This window comes from Burkholderia sp. Tr-862 (genome assembly GCF_011753085.1).
In the GTDB taxonomy this organism is placed as follows: domain Bacteria; phylum Pseudomonadota; class Gammaproteobacteria; order Burkholderiales; family Burkholderiaceae; genus Burkholderia; species Burkholderia ambifaria.
In genome coordinates, this window is sequence record NZ_VWWG01000018.1 from 47,915 (window position 1) to 67,991 (window position 20,077).

Here is a 20,077-nt window from a genome sequence, read left to right on the forward strand (position 1 = left end):
CTCATCAATCCGTACAGAAAATGGTGCTCGCCAGCGGTTAGATACACGACTGATCCGTGCGTATTCAATGGAAAGATCCGTCCACTTTCGGGTCGAGCAACCCTGCTCCGATTGGCGTCAAAGTAAAGCCAGACAAAGACAGACGAAAACCAAGTGCACAACGATGCGCACGCTATGGCCTTAATTACACCCATCGTCATCTCCCTTTGTTCCACGGTATCACCAGAACAACACGGGCTATTGGGTCTGAGCATGCGGCCGCGGAGCCCTAGTGTCAACGATCTAGCCCCAGCTGTCGAAAGGCCACTTTTGGCCGGTCACTTCCTCTCGCCATCGCCGACAACTGGCCGGACGGCGAACTTCGACCGATCCCGTGCGGGCCGCTGATAAACTCGGGCAGTCGCACTGGCAAACTCGGCTATCTTAACTCCACGAAATATGCTCGATACCGTCCGATTTTTCTTCGTCGCGATTGTTTTCTTTGGTTCTTGGCTTGAGGCAATGCGGTGGCTGTCCGGTTGGAAGGATCTTGAGCCGTACGAGACGAGCCGGGATGCCCCAAACGAAAGGCAATTCTCCAATGGCTCCTATCGCTGGGTTTCGTGTCGAGCAAAATGGACAAGATTTACCGTGGCCGTTGAACTCTATCCTCAACACTTATGGCTACGACCCAGCTTTCCCTTGAACTTGCGACTTCCCGCGATCTGCATACCTTGGGATGCCATAAATGCGTCACCAAGAGAGATATTCTTTTCACGCACGGTCACATTACGTATTCACGGTTGCTCTACAGGTCTGCGCTTTTTCGGCGCGGTAGGCCAGCGAATTCTGGCGGAAGTTGAAAATAGCAAGAAGCGTACGCACACGAGCTAGGACAGGCCTCTGGTCGCTGCCGACTCCCAACACCTTCAACTAGCCAAACGGCGAACTTCGCTCAGACGGATCCGGGCCACTGGTAAACTCAGGCAGCCAAAGCAACTTTTCTCGGTCACATGAGCACGCAACCCACCGCAGCACCTGCACCCGTCACTCCAATGATGCAGCAGTACCTGCGCCTTGTCTGACAAGGCTCCGCGCGCAAACCTACGCCACGACCTACGCTCGCCCTTTTGAGGATCGTCCGCTACCGACCCACAGCAGCCCGTCACCGCCCTCGACAACGGACATTCGAGCAACGAGGACTTTTTGGTCTGAGAATTCGTGTAGCCGTGGCTGTGGAAACAGGTACCATCGTATCAGCCGTTGCCATTGGGGATGCTGTAGCTGGCGCAATGTTGGGAGGAGCGGGGGGCCGTTGTAGGGGTGGTATTAGGCGGCGCTTGCTTTTATCTTCCCTGATTCGACAGGGGATTAAATGAAAGCATTTCTCGGGATATTGGTTGCGATATTGTGGATTCCGTTCACGTATTGGACTGTTTGTTATTTGAGAAAATCACGAAACCAGCCGAGCGGAAGAATAATTTATCGGCGAGGTGTCTTGGGATATGGCGTTCCACTTTGGTTGGGATCCCTTATTGTCACTTTAGCAATCATACCCGAGCGTGATATTTACTTTTTGTTGTACTGGACCGCCATTTATCTTTACTTTTTATTTCCGGTGTGTTTGTGGGTCGGATATTTTTGGGGTAAAGGGATGTCGGCGATTTTCCCGGGGGCGCATGATCGGTAGGATCGTCGATATCGGTGGGACTTACGGTTCACAAGCGATTTGTCAACAATCTTGACTCGGCCATCGAGCGTCCGAAATTGGCCGAACGCGGCCTGCCGCCGCGCAGTGGCGCGCGACCGGCGCAGATAGATCCTGAGCGGTCCTTCAGAATTCCCAAGAGCTGTCGTTGAATCAGGAAACTTCGCGACTCGATAGGAGTGTCGAACGTCCCATATTCGTCAGCGAAGGACAATGCGTCGCGGATTCCCTTATTTCATCTTTCGAAACAAATAGAAAACACCTGTTATCGATGCGATTATGACCAGCAAAAAAACGGGGGCGAGTGCCAACAATACAAAACCTCCGGCAAGGTCGGTGTCTTCTGTTGAGGGAGCCGTGAAGCGGTGATAAAGAATCAGATTGAGAGCGGTAATGCAGATGATCGCCGCAACTGTGATCCCAGTTACGACAGCCAGTACGCCAATACAGAACTTCTCTATCGACGTAACCGGTTGTTGTTCTTTCTCAGCCACCATCGCCTCCCATCGTGCGTCCTTCGCCGATGCGTCGATTTTCGTCGATCTGTGCGGCTATGTCTAACGACAGCTTCTGGCCGAACGCGGCCGGCCGCCGCTCTATGACACGCGACCGGCGCAGATCCGACCCGAAGCGCTCCTTCAATCTCTTCGATACCGGACGTTCAGCGCTTGATAAAAGGAAGTGGCCAGTGGCTCAGTGCTTCTTCGCCGCACTTGCGTAGGTAGATGTCTTCGTGACGGGCCAAGTGCTCAAGGACTTCACGGGATTCGGGCGTTCCAATTCGAGCGAGCGCATACGCGCACTTGCGCTGGAACTCGTGAAGATTTCCCCATCTATCCATGTAGGAAAAGCGAGTCGTAATGGCTCTGGCGATTGCCGGGATAGCAGCAGGATTTCCGAGAAGCCCAAGATCCAACACGATGTCTTCATGACGCTCGTGTCCGTCCAAGTTGAGGAGCTCAATCAAAAGAGGCAGCCGAGCTTCGTCAGTTGGGAAGACATTAAGTGCAGCGCATAGCTCTGTAACGTCTTTGGGACCTTCCATACTCGTTCTATCCATCGTTTGTTGGCCAGCCACAATCGGCTCTTGTTGTCGATTGTCGGCGATCCTTGGGGGGGCTGTCGAATGTCCCTTCCTGGCCGGCAGCCGCCGGTCGTGATCTCCCGCAACTGGCCGAACGGCGAACTTCGAGCGGTTCCGTTCGGCCAGCTGGTAAACTCGGGCAGCCAAAGCAACTTTTCCCGGTCACATGAGCATGCAACCCACCGCAGCACCTGCACCCGTCACTCCAATGATGCAGCAGTACCTGCACCTTATCTGACAAGGCTCTGCGCACAAACCTACGCCAAGACCTACGCTCGCCCTTTTGAGGATCGGCCGCCACCCCAAACGGCCGGTCGTTGGAGCTACCAGCGGACCTTCATCGCATTAAAAATTCAGTGATAGCGCTACGGCAATAGTGCGTCGAACGGCGACGGTGCGGGGTACGGCCAAGCGGCACGTACGTCTACGCCAGCGCATTCGACCTGGATGCTGAGCCCAGCATTAGGTTCAAGATCGAATATAAAGAGCTGATTGTCACCCTTACTCAGCGTGATCTCTGAGACAAAACTATCAACTAGCATTGCGTTCACATCAATGTCGCACGCGACTACATCGAGCAAGGCTACCGTGACACCGTAGTCGATTTGACCGACTCTCTCCTCCCGGCTGCGAAATTGTCGGTGCTTCAGTTCGACGACGACATCGACCAATTCAAGTTTCCGAGGATCAAATAACGTCCCCGGCGTTGGGGATTTCAGTCTCTTCGCCCGTTCGATACAAATCGAACTCACCATCGCGTCATGGAAAGAGGGATATTCACCGAACAATTTCAACAACAGCTCGCTGCCGGTGGCAAGGCTCCAGGCGGAAGTCTTCTCGTTCATATTTGAGAGCATATCGGTGTGTTTGAGGACTTCTACATTCGATCGAGCCAAGCCCTACGCGCATCAGGGATTTGACCGTCGTTGTCTCCGCTTGGCCTCCGAACCGACGGTGTGCGCTCGCCGATTGTCGACAATTTTGGCATAGAACTCGAGTGGCCCAAAGTGGCCGGCAGCCGCCGGTCGTGATCTCCGGCAACTGGCCGAACGGCGAACTTCGAGCGGTCCCGTGTGGCCCGCTGGTAAACTCGGGCAGCCAAAGCAACTTTTCCCGGTCACATGAGCACGCAACCCACGGCAGCACCTGCAACCGTCACGCCAATGATGCAGCAGTACCTGCGCCTTATTTGACAAGGTGCCGCGCACAAACCTACGCCAAGACCTACGCTCACCCCTTTTGAGGATCGTCCGCTAACGACCCTAAGCCGCCATTGGCGGATCGCGAAAAGGAGACATTGGCCTGCGCCGTTGCTAGCAGAGCACAACCGAGAGGGCTTTCGAAACGAGCCAACGAGGCACACCCCGAAGATATTCCCAAACCCTCTCTCTCACCGGTTTTTACTACTGCTTTACGGGAAGGCCGAGTGATTTCCTCATATTGGCCGAGATTCGATCAACACGACGACGGTAGATTTTCCCCGGTTCCGTTGCAAAAGAGATGGTTTTATTGTTCGGATCAAAAATCAGCGACCTGCTGGAAACGGCCTTTCCATTGTCGATCAAATCGACCTGAAGTATGTTGCTTTTTGTGTCGTAAGTCTTGACGGAAAACTCCATACCCAAAACCTCGTTTCCATTACCGCCAACGCCTGCACCGATGCCGTCTGAATCTAGATAGATGGCGTCGCCTTTCCATAGTGCCTCGCCTCTGAACTGCGAGTTCTCTGTCGCCCAGATACCAACCAGATTCGCTGGAACCGGGTTTTCGGCTCTCGTGCAAGCCATCATTGCAAGCAGAATCAATCCAACCGCGAAGGCCCGTTGTTTTATAACTAAAATCATTATTATTCTCCAACGAAAATTTGGTCCGCTAGGTTCTTCATTGTCTCCTCCGTGTTGCGGCGATCGCCACAGATGCCCGCAGTGAACCAACGGATTCTCAAGACATGCTGGCGCGTGCCGATTGTCGACGATTTTGGCGGCGTCGTCGAACGACCGATCCTGGCCGGCCGCTGCCTCTTGCGTCAGTCGTTGTAAGACAGTGCGACCACAGCACCTCCGTGCTCGCGCGCACGACGCCAGTTCACGAAAGCGCACGCGTCTTGCAAACCTGCGAATTGATCCGGACAGCGCTTCCTGAAACTGTTGACAGAACCGAGCTGTATCGTCAATGTGCCCCCGGGTCTAACGTGGACCCGCGTCATCTCAGCTTCGGGCTCATCGAGGTAACCCAAACAGTCAATCAGCGCATCTAGGTTATTGCCGTAAAACGAGGGGAAGCCAAAGATTCGCGAGAATACCCGATGAAGGGAGGGCCAGTCTGTAATTTCGGTCGTGTCTACGAACACTGTCGTCATCGCGGTTTTTCGATTTGTGCAGTTTGCCTATTTTGCTGTTCAAAGTTTTGCACGCAAGATAAGGCTGGGCATTGTGGATTGTCGGCGATCCTGATGCTCGCGTCGAGTGACTGTTCATGGCCGGCAGCCGCCGGTCGTGATCTCCGGCAACTGGCCAAACGGCGAACTTCGAGCGGTCCCGTGCGGCCCGCTGGTAAACTCGGGCAGCCAAAGCAACTTTTCCCTGTCACATGAGCACGCAACCAGCAGCAACACCTGCCCCCGTCACTCCAATGATGCAGCAGTACCTGCGCCTTATCTGACACGGGTCAGCGCAAAAACCTACGCCAAGACTTACGCCTGCAGTTTTGAGGAGCCATAAGCTCAGTCCATCAAGAACCTAGACTCTGGGCAAACCCAGGGTCGGCCATTACCGATGAAGAAGATGTAGCGAGTGCCTTGTTCTGAAATCGAATTTTTAGCATCCGGCCTTCGCAAGAAACGAATTTTAACCGCCTTAGCAACAACACCCACCCCTGCTTTCAAGGTCGCACTTTCCAGGCTTCCTTCGACTGCTTCAAGGCGACCAAATCTGTATCCAATTCCCATGTAGAAGTGGGCAACCGCAACAACGAATAAACAAATACCCGCGCCCCCAAACGCTATTCCTCCTACTGAATCACCAGTGATGCCAAAGTACGCAATAGCGCGCTCCAATGCATAGCTACCCAGCAAGGTAGATCCCAGACCCATGATCGCGTAAGCATTTGCGCGTGACTCTGGTCTCATTTGTAGCCTCGCTGAACCGTGATTGATAATTTCAAGAAGCACACCGCCCCCTGATGCGTCCCTGGCGATCGACGAACCCGAACAGTCATAATCTAGGCGGTCTACCACAACTGGCGTGTCGGGGTTAGCACTATGTCACGGGTTGTGCCAGCAGCGCTAAGCCCACGAGTTGGGACAGGAACACTGGTCGCCGCGGACTCTCGATACCGCCAACTGGCCAAACGGTGAACTTCGCGCGGGTGCGTCCGGCCCGCTGGTAAACTCGGGCAGCCAAAGCAACTTTTTCCCGGTCACATGAGCACGCATCCCACCGCAGCACCTGCACCCGTCACTCCAATGATGCAGCAGTACCTGCGCATCAAGGCCGATCACCCCGACACGCTCGTCTTCTACCGGATGGGCGACTTCTACGAGTTGTTCTTCGAAGACGCGGAGAAAGCCGCGCGCCTGCTCGACCTGACCCTCACGCAACGCGGCGCATCGGCCGGCACGCCGATCAAGATGGCCGGTGTCCCGCACCACGCGGTCGAACAGTATCTGGCGAAGCTCGTGAAGATGGGCGAATCGGTCGCGATCTGCGAGCAGATCGGCGACCCGGCCACGTCGAAGGGGCCGGTCGAGCGCAAGGTCGTGCGCGTCGTCACGCCCGGCACGCTGACCGATGCCGCCCTGCTGTCCGACAAGAACGACGTCTACCTGCTTGCAATGTGCACGGGCCACAACAAGCGTGGCGTCGCGGTCAACATCGGCCTCGCGTGGCTGAACCTCGCGAGCGGCGCACTGCGGCTCGCCGAAATCGAACCCGACCAGCTCGGCGCCGCGCTCGAACGCATCCGGCCGGCCGAGATCCTGACGGCGGATGGCGCAACCGACGCAGTGCCCGCGGGCGCCGGCGCGATCAAGCGCGTGCCGGCATGGCACTTCGACATCGCATCGGGCACGCAGCGCCTGTGTGACCAGCTCGACGTCGCGGGCCTCGACGGCTTCGGCGCGCATTCGCTGACGAGCGCATGCGGCGCCGCGGGCGCGCTGCTGCTGTACGCGGCGGCCACGCAAGGCCAGCAACTGCGGCACGTGCGCAGCCTGAAGGTCGAGAACGAAACGGAATACATCGGGCTCGATCCGGCGACACGCCGCAACCTCGAGCTGACCGAAACGCTGCGCGGCACCGAATCGCCGACGCTGTACTCGCTGCTCGACACGTGCTGCACGACGATGGGCAGCCGCCTGCTGCGTCACTGGCTGCATCACCCGCCGCGCGCGTCGGTCGCCGCGCAATCGCGCCAGCAAGCGATCGGCGCCCTGCTCGATGCGCCCGCGGACGCGAGCCTCGACGCACTGCGCAGCGCGCTGCGTCAGATCGCCGACGTCGAACGGATCACCGGGCGTCTCGCGCTGCTGTCCGCGCGGCCGCGCGACCTGTCGAGCCTGCGCGATACGTTCGCCGCGCTGCCGGCACTGCGTGAGCGCATCAGCGCGATCGTCGCGAACGCGGATGCGCTCACGCGCGTCGACGCGGCGCTCGCGCCGCCCGCCGAATGCCTCGACCTGCTGACGAGCGCGATCGCTCCCGAGCCGGCCGCGATGGTACGCGACGGCGGCGTGATCGCGCGCGGCTACGACGCGGAGCTCGACGAACTGCGCGACATCTCGGAGAACTGTGGCCAGTTCCTGATCGATCTTGAGGCGCGCGAGCGCACCCGCACGGGCATCGCGAACCTGCGCGTCGAATACAACAAGGTGCACGGCTTTTACATCGAGGTCACGCGCGGCCAGACCGACAAGGTGCCCGACGATTATCGCCGCCGCCAGACGCTGAAGAATGCCGAACGCTACATCACGCCCGAACTGAAGACCTTCGAGGACAAGGCGTTGTCCGCGCAGGAGCGCGCACTGGCCCGCGAGCGCGCGCTGTACGACGGCGTGCTGCAGGCGCTGCTGCCGTTCATTCCCGAATGCCAGCGCGTCGCGTCGGCGCTCGCGGAGCTCGACGTGCTCGCCGCGTTCGCCGAGCGTGCCCGCACGCTCGACTGGGTCGCACCGGCCTTCACCGACGAAATCGGCATCGAGATCGAACAGGGTCGCCACCCGGTCGTCGAAGCGCAGGTCGAGCAGTTCATCGCGAACGACTGCCGGTTCGGCGTCGAGCGCAAGCTGCTGCTGATCACCGGCCCGAACATGGGCGGTAAGTCGACGTTCATGCGCCAGACGGCGCTGATCGCGCTGATGGCGTATATCGGCAGCTACGTGCCCGCGAAGTCGGCCTGCTTCGGCCCGATCGACCGCATCTTCACGCGGATCGGCGCGGCCGACGACCTCGCCGGCGGCCGCTCGACCTTCATGGTCGAGATGACCGAAGCCGCCGCGATCCTCAACGACGCGACGCCGCAAAGCCTCGTGCTGATGGACGAAATCGGCCGCGGCACGTCGACGTTCGACGGCCTCGCGCTTGCGTGGGCCATCGCACGTCACCTGCTGGCGCAAAACGGCTGCTACACGCTGTTCGCGACGCACTACTTCGAGTTGACGCAACTGCCGGCCGAATTCCCGCAAGCGGCGAACGTCCACCTGTCGGCCGTCGAGCACGGCCACGGCATCGTGTTCCTGCACGCGGTCAACGAAGGTCCGGCGAACCAGAGCTACGGGCTGCAGGTTGCGCAGCTCGCGGGCGTACCGGCGCCGGTGATCCGTGCCGCACGCAAGCATCTCGCGCATCTTGAACAGCAGTCGGCCACGCAGCACACGCCACAGCTCGACCTCTTCAGCGCGCCGCCCGCCGCAGCCGACGAACTCGAATGCGCGGATGCGCCGGCCGTGTCCGCCATCCCGCATCCGGCGCTCGAAAAGCTGCGCGATATCGATCCCGACGACCTCAAGCCGCGCGACGCGCTCGACCTGCTGTACGAACTGCGCACGCTCGTCCGCTCGCACGATGCCGACGGGCACGCATAAACGCCTCCCGCCGGGCCGGTCGGCCCGCACCGCCGCCGCCGCGCTGATCGCGGCGGTGCTCGCGCTGGCGCAGGCCGGCGCGCTGGCCGCGCCACCCAAGCGTGCCGCCGCACCCTACTCGTTCGCGATCGTATCGGGCGTGATCGCCGCGCCGGCCGACGAACCGGCCGCGCAGCGACTGTTCGAATCGATCGCGCGCGAGCGCAATCTGGCTTTCGTCGTCTATGCAGGCGACATCAAGGGCACGAAGGAAGCGTGCCGCGACGCGCTGTATACGCAGCGCGGCGCGATCCTGGACGCGTCGCGCGTGCCGCTCGTGTTCATTCCCGGCCACGACGACTGGGTGACGTGCAACACCGCGGCCGGCGGCGGCTACGATCCGGTCGAACGTCTGGACTTCCTGCGGCAGACGCTGCTTGCCGACGCGGCGCTGCCCGACCCCGGCGCACTTCAGATCACCCGCGAAAGCGAAGTCGCCCGGTTCCGGCCATATCGCGAAAACGCGCGCTGGATGCATGACGACGTCGTCTACGTCGCGCTGAACGCACCGGCGCCGAACAACCATTACCTGACGGCGGGCGGCCGCAACGGTGAATTCGAGGACCGCATCATCGCGAACGGCTTCTGGATCGACCATGCGGCCGAATATGCGAAGCGGCGCGAAGCGCGCGCAATGGTGGTGATTTTCGAAGGCGATCCGCAGTTCGATCGCTATGAGCGAGCCGAACGCTTTGCGTGGTTGCGCTTCAACCGGCCGCGCATCCGCGATGGCTTCCGCGAGCTGAAACGAACGCTGGTGAAGGCGGCGGCGACTTTCCGCGGCCCGATCCTGGTGATGCACGCGAGCAGCGAGCCGCTTGCGAACGGCTTCCTGATCGATCGCCCGCTGCATGCGGACGACGGTGTGCTGGTGGGAAATGTGACGCGCGTCGCGATCGGACCGCGTCATCCGGCGAATCAGTGGGTGAAGGTGAGCGTGTCGCCGGCACGACAGACGATCTTCAACGTGAGCCTTCAGGACGTGCCGAAGAACCTGCCGATCCCGCCCGCACTGCCAGCCGTGCCGCGCGACGATGTGCCGCTGCCGCAGATGCCGGAAATTCCGGCCTTGCCGGCACTGCCCGACTCGTCGTCGGTCGCGCCGCCGCTGCAAGGCGACGGCACGACGCCGGGTGCGCCGCCCCCTGCTTCAGGGCCGGCGCCCGGCCTGCCCGCCAGTTCAGTGCAGAGTCCGCCCTGACGGCGTGTCGCCGTCGCCGTCCTCGTCTTCGTCCTCGTCGACGATTTCGAGGCCTTCCGCGCCGTGCGCGTGCTCATGCTCGATCTCGTCCTCGGTCGCTTCGCGAACGTCCTTGACCGTGAGCGCAAAACGCAGCGCCATGCCCGCGAGCGGGTGGTTGCCGTCGAGCACGACCTTGTCTTCGGCGACATCGGTGACCGTGTAGATCAGCGAATCCACTTCCTCGTCGCCGTCTTCCGGCGTGCCTTCGAACTGCATGCCCACTTCGAGCGGCTCGGGAAAACGATCACGCGGCTCGATCTTCACGAGTTCGGGATCGTAGTCGCCGAACGCGTCCTGCGGCTCGAGCTGAATCTGCGCCTGGTAACCGGGCTCGTGGCCGTCGAGCTGTTCCTCGATCTTGGGGAACGTGCCATCATAGCCGCCGTGCAGATAGACCATCGGCTCGTCGCTTTCCTCGATCAGATTGCCTTGTGCATCCGACAGCTTGTAAGTGACAGACACGACGGTGTTTTTTGCGATTTTCATCCAATTCTCCCAAATACAAGTCTCATTATACGATGCGCAACCGGTCTCAAGCCGAACCGCGGGATGCCGCTGCCGCCCCGTTCGGCGCGCCGCCTTCCGATCTTCCCACACCGCTGCTCGGCGGTCTCTCGCCGGCGCAATTCATGCGCCGCTACTGGCAGAAGAAGCCGCTGCTGATCCGCCAGGCGATCCCCGGCGTGAAGCCGCCGGTCACGCGCGACGCGCTATTCGAACTGGCGGCCGACTATGACGCCGAATCGCGACTGATCACCCATTTTCGTAACAAGTGGCAACTCGCGCACGGCCCATTCGAGCCGGGCGCGCTGCCCGCCGTGTCGCGCAAGTCCTGGTCCCTGCTCGTGCAGGGGCTCGACCTGCACGTCGACGCGGCCCGCGCGCTGCTCGACCGCTTCCGCTTCATCCCGGACGCACGCCTCGACGACCTGATGATTTCGTACGCGACGGACGGCGGCGGCGTCGGCCCGCACTTCGACTCGTACGACGTGTTCCTGCTGCAGGTCGAGGGCCGGCGCCGCTGGCGCATCGGCGCGCAGAAAGACCTGTCGCTGCAGCCGGATGTGCCGCTGAAGATCCTCGAGCATTTCGAGCCGAGCGACGAGTGGGTGCTGGAGCCGGGCGACATGCTGTACCTGCCCCCGCACATCGCGCACGACGGCGTGGCCGAAGGCGAATGCATGACCTGCTCGATCGGCTTTCGGGCACCGTCCGCCGGGGAACTGGGCGCGCAATTCCTGTACTACCTCGCGGAACGCGGCGGCCTGCGTGACGAGCGCGGCGACGCACTCTACCGCGACCCGAAGCAGCCGGCGGTCGACGCGCCGGCGCAACTGCCGCCGGCGATGGTCGAGCGCGTAGCCGAGATCGTCGATGCGATCCGCTGGCGCAAGCGCGACGTCGCCGAATTCCTCGGCTGCTACCTGAGCGAGCCGAAACCGAGCGTCGTATTCGAGCCGCCGGCACGCCCGCTGTCCGAGGCGGCGTTCGTCACGCAGGCGTCACGCCGAGGCGTATATCTCGACAGAAGGGCCGCATTGATGTATAACGCGCGATCGTACTTCATTAATGGTGAAGAAGAACCGCTCGAGCAAGCCGGCGAATGGCTGCCCGAACTGGCCAATCTGCGCCATATGGAGGCGAAACGGTTTGTAACACTCTCCCGGGCTCCCTCCATGACAGCCTTGCTGCACGAGTGGTATTGTGCGGGCTGGATACGGGTCGGAAACCGGATTTAGTGAGTTGCCCCGTATGCCCGTGCAGATCAAATTCTGTATGGGAAAGACAACGTATTGACCCCGCATTTGTCGACGGTCGATAGGAAAGTGCATATAATTTCCGCCCAAGCCGTAGGGAAGATTCACGCTCTAGAAGTGCGTCTCCACCAGCGGCCCAGGTCGGTGTTGGAGCACATTACCGGTATTGTTTCGCGCTGTTGCTTACCTTTAACCATAAAAGGACGTGATCATGAAGAAATCCCTCCTCGTAGCTTCCCTGTTGGCTGCTGTTGCACTGGCTGCTTGCAACAAGAGCGCTGATCAAGCTGCTTCGTCGGCTGCTAGCGACGCATCGGCTGCTGCTTCGTCGGCTGCTTCGGCAGTTGCTGGTGCTGCGAGCGACGCTTCGGCTGCTGCTTCGTCGGCTTCGGCTGCTGCGAGCGATGCAGCTGCTGCTGTGGCGTCGGCTGCTTCGGCAGCGACGGCTGCTCCGGCTTCGGGCGCAAGCCAGTAAGCCTCAGCATCAGCTGAAAAAAAACCGGCCCTTTGGGCCGGTTTTTTTGTGTCTGTCGGTTCCGCGTGTCGCGCCCGGCAGCCAGGACGGCCAAGACGCCGCCCTGCCCCTCTTGCGCCCCTTGCGGCCGCTCAACCGAGCGTCAGCCAGTCGAAGCCCGCGTCCTGCGTGGCCACGACCACCTCCTCCCCGTCCGTTCCCAGCACGCCGGCCAACGCCTGGCGGGCCAGCTCGGGCCGATTGTTCTGCTGGCTCAGGTGCGCCGCGACCAAATGCTGGAGGCGGCTGCGTTCGAGCGACGCGAGGATGTCGGCGGCGGCATCGTTGCTCAGGTGGCCGTGAGTGCCGCCGATCCGCGCCTTCAGCGACTGCGGATAGCGGCTCCCGGCCAGCATCGCGGTATCGTGGTTGGATTCGAGCACCAGCGCGTCACAGCCGCTCAGGACAGTCGTGATGTGCGGCGTGGCCATCCCGACGTCGGTCAGCACGCCGAGCCGGCGGCAACCGTCCATAAAGACGAACTGGAGCGGTTCCCGCGCGTCGTGGGGCACCGTATAGGGCATCACGGCCAGATCGCGTATCGCGGCCGTCTCGTCGCCCCACAACACGTGGAGATCGACATCGGCCTCGTCCGCGCCGACCGCACGCGCCGTGCCCCAGCTCATATAGAGCGGCAGCGACCCGCGCCGCGCGAGCGTCAACGCGCTGCCGACGTGGTCGCTGTGTTCGTGGGTGACGAGGATCGCATCGAGATCGTCGATGCCGAGATTCAGGCGGCCGAGGCGGCGCTCGACCTCCTTCGCTGAAAAACCGCAGTCGAGCAGCACGCGGGTGGTCGTCGTGCCGCTCGCGACCTCGACGACCAGTGCGTTGCCTTCGCTGCCGCTACCGAGGCTGGCGAAGCGCACGCGTTCAGTTCAGTTCGGCGTGCAGCAGCGAAATGATTCGCTGCGCGTCCGACGAGTTGTCGACCTTGCCGCTGGCGTCGACCACCGCGACCTGCGTGCCGCTGCCTTGGGCGCGCACGTTGACCAGGTATTCCTTGCCGGGCTTGGCCGCCGCCGGGCCGCCGTAGAACAGCTTGCCGAACAGCCCGTCACGCTTGAGCTCTTCCATCGTGTTCGCGTAGCGGACCGTGTACAGGCCCTTCTCGCGATCGCGATTGTCGACCGCGAAATTGGTGCGGTCGAGCGCGAGGCCGACGCGCAGCCATGCGCGGTCGAACGACTCAGCCAGTTGCAGCGTCGCGGCGCCGCTGCTCGCGTCGCCGACCTGCGCCGGCGCCGTCGCCGGACGCGCGTCCGTGAGCAGCTGCTTCGCCTGCGCGTCGCTCAGGCCGAACTTCTGCATCAGCTTCGACAGGAACACGGCCTCGAGCACCGGGTTGCGCGGACGCTCTTCCCAGCGCGACGACGTGCCGCCCTGCGGACCGACCATCATTTCCTCCATCGCGCTGTGCGTGATCGAGATGTCGGTGTTGCCGTTCGACGTGCGGTTCACGAGCGTACGGAAACGGTCGCGCGTGCCGGACGAGTACGCGAAGTCGATGACCTTGCCGATCGTGCGGCGGAACCAGTCGTCGGGAATGTTCGCGCGGTTCTCGGCCCAGTCGGTGGCCATGATGCCGGTCGACGGTGCGTCGGTCTTCAGCGAGAAACCGTTCTCCTGCCAGAATTCCTTCAGGATCGGCCACAGCTGCTCGGGCGTGCGCCCGTCCACGACGAGCCAGCGGCGATCGCCGTCGCGCTCGATATGCATGCCGAGCGGATCCTGCGCGCTCGGGACGCCATCGGTCGCGTTGCCGGCGGCCGTCGTCGCCCGCGGCGGCAGCGTGCCGAGACCTGCGTTGCTCGGCGGCGCGACGAACTGCTGGGTCGTCGGCACCGGCTTCAGGTCGCTCGGCACCGCGAGCGGCGGCGCCGAACCCGTGTTCTTGTAGTTGACGCGGTCAGGAGCCAGATAGTCGTTCAGCGTATCGCAGCCGGCGAGTGCGCCCAGCGCCAGCGCCACCACCGAAACCTGGATGGCGCGAGATGAAAAGGCGAAACGTTTCATGAAATCCTTCGTCTTGCTAGAGCGCTCGTCAGGAGCGGCGCCGGACGGAGCCGGCCGGTGCGGGTTGATGAGGGGTGCCGGCGGCCGCAGGACGCGGCCGCCTGTGCATCAGGCGAGGACGCCGGCCTCGACCAGGGCCGAACGCACGACATCGTGACAGCGCTCATCGAGCGGCGTAAGCGGCAGGCGGATGCCGCCCTGCATCTTGCCCATCGCCTGCAGCGCCCACTTCACCGGAATCGGGTTCGCCTCGATGAACAGGTTCTTGTGCAGCGACAGCAGCTTCATGTGCAGCGCGCGCGCCGTGGCGACGTCGCCGGCCAGCGCCGCGCGGCACAGGTCGCTCATCGCGCGCGGTGCGACGTTCGCCGTCACCGAGATGTTGCCGTGGCCGCCGAGCAGCATCAGCGCGATCGCGGTCGGATCATCGCCGCTGTAGATCGCGAAATGCTTCGGCGCGGCCTTGATCAGGTGCGCGGCGCGATCGATGTTGCCCGTCGCTTCCTTCACGCCGATGATGCCCGGCACCTGCGCGAGTCGCAGCGTCGTCTCGTGCGCCATGTCCGCGACCGTGCGGCCCGGCACGTTGTACAGGATCACCGGCAGGTCGACCGCTTCGGCGATCGACTTGAAGTGCCGGTACATCCCTTCCTGCGTGGGCTTGTTGTAGTACGGCACGACCTGCAGCGTCGCGTCGGCGCCGACGGCCTTCGCGTGCTTCGTCAGTTCGATCGCCTCCGCGGTCGAATTGCCGCCCGCGCCCGCGATGATCGGGATGCGCTTCGCCGCATGCTCGACCGCCGTGCGGATCATCAGGATGTGCTCTTCGACGTTGAGCGTTGCCGACTCGCCACTCGTGCCGACCACGACGATTGCGTCGGTGCCTTCCGCGATGTGCCAGTCGATCAGTTTGCGAAACGCCGGCAGATCGAGACTGCCGTCTTCGAGCATCGGAGTGACGATCGCGGGGATGCTGCCGCGGATTTGAATGCCGTCTTGGGTGCCGTTAGCCATGAAACGCGATTGATTGATGTACCGGTAAACGTTGAGATTGTAGCGGATTAGGCGGGCAGTTCGTAACGTGGAATTCCCGCCCCCGCCGTCGGGGTCGCGCCCTCACGTACCGCGCAGATACGCTGCACGAACGCTTCGCGCGGCCCGGCGACGAATCCGTCCTCGTAGGCGACCACCCGCAGGCGGCCGCGCACCGCGTCCAGCAACTCGCCCGGAGCGAGCAGGAACGCGGGGTTGGACGGTTTGCCGACCGTTTCGTTTCCTTGCGCGAAGGTTTCGTAGATGAGCACGCCGCCCGGCGCCACCGCATCGAGCAGATGGGGCCAGAGCGGACGATGCAGATAATGGGTGACGATCACGGCCGCGAACGACGCGCCGGCCTGCAGCGGCCAAGGTGCGCCCTCGAGATCGGCGTCGCGCGCGTCGACGCCTGCGATCGCCCGCAATGCGGCCAGCGCGGCCGGATCGCGGTCGAGCGCGACGACCGGATGCCCGTGCGACGCAAACCAGCGCGCATGGCGGCCGCCGCCCGCGGCGACGTCGAGCACCGCACCGCCCGCCGGGACGAGCCGCGACCACCGGGCGACCCAGCGCGACGGCTCGGTCTGGGCGACGTGGCCGCCCGCGGCGACAATGACGGATTCGCGCATGCCGTCAGCTCAGGTGTACGACAGGCCCATCGCCTCACGCACGTCGCGCATCGTCTCGACCGCGTGCTTGCGCGCCTTGTCGCAGCCGTCCGCGACGATCGCGCGCAGCAGCGACGGATCGTCCATGTACTTCTGCGCGCGCTCGAGCATCGGCTGCTGTTCGCGCAGGATCCCTTCGACGACCGGCTGCTTGCAGTCGAGGCAGCCGATGCCCGCCGAACGGCAGCCGTTCTGCACCCACTCGTGCGTCGTGGCGTCCGTGTAGACCTGGTGCAGCTGCCACACCGGGCACTTGTCAGGATCGCCCGGATCGGTGCGGCGCACGCGCGCCGGATCGGTCGGCATCGTGCGGACCTTCTTCGTGATCGTCTCCGCGTCTTCGCGCAGGCCGATCGTGTTGCCGTACGACTTCGACATCTTCTGGCCGTCGAGGCCCGGCATCCGGGACGCTTCGGTCAGGAGCGCCTGCGGCTCGACCAGGATGATCTTGCGCGCGCCTTCGAGATAGCCGAACAGGCGCTCGCGGTCGCTCATCGACAGGCTCTGCGATTCCTGCAGCATCGCGCGCGCCTGCTCGAGCGCCTCGTCGTCGCCCTCCTGCTGGTATGCATTGCGCAGCTCGTGATAGAGCTTCGCGCGCTTGCCGCCGAGCTTCTTCGCGGCTTCGAGCGCCTTCTCCTCGAAGCCCGGCTCGCGACCGTACAGGTAGTTGAAGCGGCGCGCGATCTCGCGCGTCATCTCGACGTGCGGCACCTGGTCTTCACCGACCGGCACGAGCGAGCCGCGATACAGCAGGATGTCGGCGGCCATCAGCACCGGGTAGCCGAGGAAGCCGTAGGTCGACAGATCCTTGTCCTTCAGCTTCTCCATCTGCTCCTTGTAGGTCGGCACGCGCTCGAGCCAGCCGAGCGGCGTGCTCATGCCGAGCAGCAGCGCGAGTTCCGCGTGCTCGGGCACCTTGCTCTGGATGAACAGCGTCGCCTGCGCCGGATCGATGCCGGACGCGAGCCAGTCGATCAGCACGTCCCACACGTTCTTCTCGATGACCTCGGGCGTTTCGTAGTGCGTCGTCAGCGCATGCCAGTCGACCACGCAGAAGAAACACGGGTACTCGGACTGCAGCTTCACCCAGTTTTTCAGCACGCCGTGGTAGTGGCCGAGGTGCAGCGACCCGGTGGGTCGCATACCGGAGAAAATACGATCTGGGAACATGATTGTCGTTAGAAAAGCGAGGCGAAGGGAGACAGGATGGCGCTCAGCACGCCGGCCGCGGCGTTCACGAGCGGACGCAGCCAGAAGTTCGTCAGCACGCCCGTCGCGACCAGCACGAGGACGATGATGAAACCGTACGGCTCGATGCGCGACAGCGCGATCGATTGCTTCGGCGGCAGCAGCGCCGCCAGGATGCGGCCGCCGTCGAGCGGCGGCAGCGGAAACAGGTTCAGCACGCCGAGCACCAGGTTCGCGCTGACGCCCGCGTAGGCCATCCGCGTGAAGAACGGCTCGTCGACGCCGGCCGCGGGCAGCACGATGGTCAGCATGCCCCAGATCAAGGCCTGCACGAAGTTGCAGGCGGGGCCCGCGAGCGCCACCCACAGGCTGCCCCAGCGCGGATCGCGCAGGTTGCCGAACGATACCGGCACCGGCTTCGCATAGCCGAACAGGAACGCGCCGCCGGTCAGGAAATACATCGCGAGCGGGATCGCGATCGTGCCGAGCGGATCGATGTGGCGCATCGGATTGAAGGACACGCGCCCCATCATGTAGGCGGTGTTGTCGCCGAGCAGGCGCGCGGCATAGCCATGCGCGGCCTCGTGCAGCGTGATCGCGAAGATCACGGGCAGCGCGTAGACGGCGATGGTCTGTATCAGGGAAGCATCCATATCGCGTTATTGTAACAAGCGCACTCGCGCAAAAATGAACGGCGTGCGCTTACGCGGCCACGAGCCCGAACGGTTCGAGCGCGCCGCGCCCCACACGCACGAGCTGCGGCTCGTCGCCCGTCAGGTCGATCACCGTCGACGGCTCGCGCGGACACGCACCGCCGTCGATCACGAGATCGACCTGCTTCTCGAGCCGCGCGCGGATGTCTTCCGGATCGTTGAGCGGCTCGTCGTCCGGCGGCAGGATCAGCGTCGTGCCGAGCAGCGGCTGCCCCAGCGATTCGAGCAGCGCGAGCGTGATCGCGTGATCGGGCACGCGCAGCCCGATCGTCTTGCGCGACGGGTGCGACAGCCGGCGCGGCACTTCCTTCGTCGCCTGCAGGATGAACACATACGGGCCCGGCGTCACCGACTTGATCTGCCGATACTGGCGGTTGTCCACCATCGCGAAGTTGGCCAGCTCCGACAGGTCGCGCACGAGCAGCGACAGGTGCTGCTTCTCGTCGAGGCCGCGGATGCGACGCACGCGCTCGACCGCGTCCTTGTCGTCGAGGTGGCACGCGAGCGCGTAGCTCGAATCGGTCGGCATCGCGATCACGCCGCCCTTGCTGACGATGTCCGCGGCCTGCTTGATCAGGCGCGGCTGCGGATTATCCGGATGAATCCTGAAGAACTGGGACATGGGGGCACGTAAAGGGGGAAAAGTCGGATGCGGGCGTCGACGGCACCGCGTGCGGCAAGCGGCCGCTGCGCGTCAGAGCCAGCGTTCCCAGACCGGTTTCAGGTCGGGCGGCAACGGCGGCAGGCCACCGAGCTCGACGCGGCCCTCGCCGGGCGCGTGGAAATCCGAACCGCGCGACACTTCGAAGCCGAAGCGGCGGGCGACGTCCGCGTATTCGCGGTACTGGTCGGGCGTGTGGCTGCCCGTGATGACCTCGATCGCGCGGCCGCCGAGATCGATGAATTCGCCGAAGAACGCATCGAATTCGACCGGCGTATAGCGGTAGCGGCCCGGGTGAGCGACCACGGCCTCGCCGCCCGCCGCGCGAATCCACGCGACCGCATCGGACAATGTCGCCCAGCGGTGCGGGACGAATCCGGGCTTGCCGTCGCCGAGCAGGCGGTCGAACACGTCGGAAGTGGATTCGGCGTGGCCGTGCTCGACGAGAAAGCGCGCGAAGTGGGTACGGGAGATCAGGTCGGGATTCGATACGTACTTCAGCGCGCCTTCGTACGCGCCGGGGATGCCGAGCGTCTCGAGCTGCGCGGCGATCGCCTGTGCGCGGGCGGCACGGCCGTGGCGCGTGCGATAGAGACCGTCGACGAGCGTCGGGTTCGACGGATCGATGTGCAGCCCGACGATGTGCACGGTGCGCGACGCCCACGTGACCGAAATCTCGACGCCGCTCAGGTAGCGCATGCCGAGCGCCTCGGCCTCGCTGCGCGCCGCCGCCTGGCCGCCGATCTCGTCGTGGTCGGTCAACGCCCACAGGGTCACGCCGCCGGCATGGGCGCGGCGCGCGACGTCGGCAGGCGACAGCAACCCGTCTGAAACATTCGAATGGCAGTGGAGATCAGCGTTCATTGTCGGTATGGCAGGTGAAGCTTCATTCTACTGCAATGCGGCAATTCCGCCGCCCGCCTGCCCTGCCGCTGCCGCCGCCGGCCTACGCGCAGAAGGCCTCGATCAGCGCCGCGATCTGCTCCGGCTGGTCGTGATGGACCATATGGCCTGCATCCTCGACGAGCTTTTCGCGCCAGTCGGGGAACGCGCCGAAGCGCGCCTTGAACTCCGGCAGCGGGATGTCGCCCGCGAGGTACGCGAGCGTCGGCGAAGCGACGGCCTCGACGTGCAGTACCTTCGCGCGCACCTGCTTCCAGACGGCCATCACCTCGTCGAGCCGGTACAGCATCGGGCCCGCCATCTTGTGCGCGGGGTCCGCCAGCAGGTGGTACAGGCCGTCGTCGCCGCGCTTCGACCAGTGGGCGGCAAGGAACGCGGCGCGGCGCGGATCGAGCCGCGGATTGGTCTTGATCAGGCGGGCCGCCACGTCGTCGAGCGACGCGTACGGGCGCAGCACCGGCGGCTCGCGCAGCTCGTCGAGCCAGCC

19 protein-coding genes and 1 pseudogene are annotated in these 20,077 nt (G+C 63.3%); 3 read left to right on the forward strand and 17 right to left on the reverse strand.

Translation table 11 applies throughout. From position 1 onward, the window contains the following. Window positions 1-1,917: 1,917 nt before the first annotated feature. The 6 genes from F3J14_RS08640 to F3J14_RS08665 form a co-directional block, all read right to left on the reverse strand. Complete coding sequence (locus F3J14_RS08640; RefSeq protein WP_166722616.1) at window positions 1,918-2,181, reverse strand: hypothetical protein; 264 nt, start codon at window positions 2,179-2,181, stop codon at window positions 1,918-1,920. A gap of 167 nt (window positions 2,182-2,348) precedes the next feature. Next, window positions 2,349-2,732: a HEAT repeat domain-containing protein gene (locus tag F3J14_RS08645; RefSeq protein WP_166722617.1), complete on the reverse strand. Its 384-nt coding sequence runs from the start codon at window positions 2,730-2,732 to the stop codon at window positions 2,349-2,351. A gap of 404 nt (window positions 2,733-3,136) precedes the next feature. Beyond that, window positions 3,137-3,616 (reverse strand): hypothetical protein, encoded by a 480-nt coding sequence (locus F3J14_RS08650; protein WP_166722618.1) that lies wholly within the window; start codon window positions 3,614-3,616, stop codon window positions 3,137-3,139. A gap of 558 nt (window positions 3,617-4,174) precedes the next feature. Further along, complete coding sequence (locus tag F3J14_RS08655; RefSeq protein WP_166722619.1) at window positions 4,175-4,615, reverse strand: hypothetical protein; 441 nt, start codon at window positions 4,613-4,615, stop codon at window positions 4,175-4,177. 182 nt (window positions 4,616-4,797) lie between these two features. Next, window positions 4,798-5,130 carry a barstar family protein gene (locus F3J14_RS08660; protein WP_166722620.1) on the reverse strand — a complete coding sequence of 111 codons (333 nt, stop codon included), beginning with the start codon at window positions 5,128-5,130 and terminating at the stop codon, window positions 4,798-4,800. Window positions 5,131-5,493: 363 nt separating this feature from the next. Continuing rightward, window positions 5,494-5,940, reverse strand: a complete 447-nt coding sequence (locus F3J14_RS08665; RefSeq protein ID WP_166722621.1) for a hypothetical protein — start codon at window positions 5,938-5,940, stop codon at window positions 5,494-5,496. A gap of 252 nt (window positions 5,941-6,192) precedes the next feature. Between F3J14_RS08665 and mutS the strand changes: the two genes are divergently transcribed. Together mutS and F3J14_RS08675 are read left to right on the forward strand one after the other, a co-directional pair. Next, window positions 6,193-8,850 (forward strand): DNA mismatch repair protein MutS, encoded by a 2,658-nt coding sequence (gene mutS / locus F3J14_RS08670; protein ID WP_166722622.1) that lies wholly within the window; start codon window positions 6,193-6,195, stop codon window positions 8,848-8,850. Further along, window positions 8,831-10,090: a hypothetical protein gene (locus F3J14_RS08675; RefSeq protein WP_166722623.1), complete on the forward strand. Its 1,260-nt coding sequence runs from the start codon at window positions 8,831-8,833 to the stop codon at window positions 10,088-10,090. Before mutS ends, F3J14_RS08675 begins: the two co-directional genes overlap by 20 nt. On the opposite strand, the gene F3J14_RS08680 is transcribed toward F3J14_RS08675, so the two are convergent. After that, window positions 10,070-10,618 carry a peptidylprolyl isomerase gene (locus tag F3J14_RS08680; RefSeq protein ID WP_166722624.1) on the reverse strand — a complete coding sequence of 183 codons (549 nt, stop codon included), beginning with the start codon at window positions 10,616-10,618 and terminating at the stop codon, window positions 10,070-10,072. The genes F3J14_RS08675 and F3J14_RS08680 overlap by 21 nt on opposite strands. A gap of 32 nt (window positions 10,619-10,650) precedes the next feature. Here F3J14_RS08680 and F3J14_RS08685 point away from each other — a divergent pair, with 32 nt between their 5' ends. Then, window positions 10,651-11,871 carry a cupin domain-containing protein gene (locus F3J14_RS08685; RefSeq protein ID WP_166722625.1) on the forward strand — a complete coding sequence of 407 codons (1,221 nt, stop codon included), beginning with the start codon at window positions 10,651-10,653 and terminating at the stop codon, window positions 11,869-11,871. Between the two features lie 320 nt (window positions 11,872-12,191). Here F3J14_RS08685 and F3J14_RS08690 read toward each other — a convergent pair whose 3' ends face one another. The 10 genes and pseudogenes from F3J14_RS08690 to F3J14_RS08735 form a co-directional block, all read right to left on the reverse strand. After that, on the reverse strand, window positions 12,192-12,374 hold the full coding sequence (locus tag F3J14_RS08690; RefSeq protein ID WP_011657351.1) for a hypothetical protein: 183 nt from the start codon (window positions 12,372-12,374) through the stop codon (window positions 12,192-12,194). A gap of 121 nt (window positions 12,375-12,495) precedes the next feature. Next, the gene (locus F3J14_RS08695) at window positions 12,496-13,272 is read right to left on the reverse strand and encodes an MBL fold metallo-hydrolase (protein ID WP_166722626.1); all 777 of its coding nucleotides are present in this window, start codon (window positions 13,270-13,272) and stop codon (window positions 12,496-12,498) included. 4 nt (window positions 13,273-13,276) lie between these two features. Beyond that, the gene (gene bamC, locus F3J14_RS08700; RefSeq protein WP_006751603.1) at window positions 13,277-14,419 is read right to left on the reverse strand and encodes an outer membrane protein assembly factor BamC; all 1,143 of its coding nucleotides are present in this window, start codon (window positions 14,417-14,419) and stop codon (window positions 13,277-13,279) included. A gap of 108 nt (window positions 14,420-14,527) precedes the next feature. Further along, window positions 14,528-15,433, reverse strand: coding sequence for a 4-hydroxy-tetrahydrodipicolinate synthase (dapA, locus tag F3J14_RS08705; protein WP_006751602.1), 906 nt, complete (start codon window positions 15,431-15,433; stop codon window positions 14,528-14,530). Window positions 15,434-15,480: 47 nt separating this feature from the next. Next, the gene (locus F3J14_RS08710) at window positions 15,481-16,083 is read right to left on the reverse strand and encodes a class I SAM-dependent methyltransferase (protein WP_166722627.1); all 603 of its coding nucleotides are present in this window, start codon (window positions 16,081-16,083) and stop codon (window positions 15,481-15,483) included. Between the two features lie 9 nt (window positions 16,084-16,092). Further along, on the reverse strand, window positions 16,093-17,295 hold the full coding sequence (locus F3J14_RS08715; RefSeq protein WP_034177373.1) for a tryptophan--tRNA ligase: 1,203 nt from the start codon (window positions 17,293-17,295) through the stop codon (window positions 16,093-16,095). Between the two features lie 8 nt (window positions 17,296-17,303). Beyond that, a complete protein-coding gene (locus F3J14_RS08720) occupies window positions 17,304-17,966 on the reverse strand; it encodes a site-2 protease family protein (RefSeq protein WP_166722628.1) in 663 nt (220 codons plus the stop codon). A 49-nt stretch (window positions 17,967-18,015) separates the two neighbouring features. Further along, window positions 18,016-18,648: an L-threonylcarbamoyladenylate synthase gene (locus tag F3J14_RS08725; protein WP_166722629.1), complete on the reverse strand. Its 633-nt coding sequence runs from the start codon at window positions 18,646-18,648 to the stop codon at window positions 18,016-18,018. A 72-nt stretch (window positions 18,649-18,720) separates the two neighbouring features. Continuing rightward, a complete protein-coding gene (locus tag F3J14_RS08730) occupies window positions 18,721-19,551 on the reverse strand; it encodes a 3',5'-nucleoside bisphosphate phosphatase (protein ID WP_166722630.1) in 831 nt (276 codons plus the stop codon). Between the two features lie 82 nt (window positions 19,552-19,633). Then, a pseudogene (locus F3J14_RS08735) lies at window positions 19,634-20,077 on the reverse strand (alpha/beta hydrolase); the annotation flags it as partial.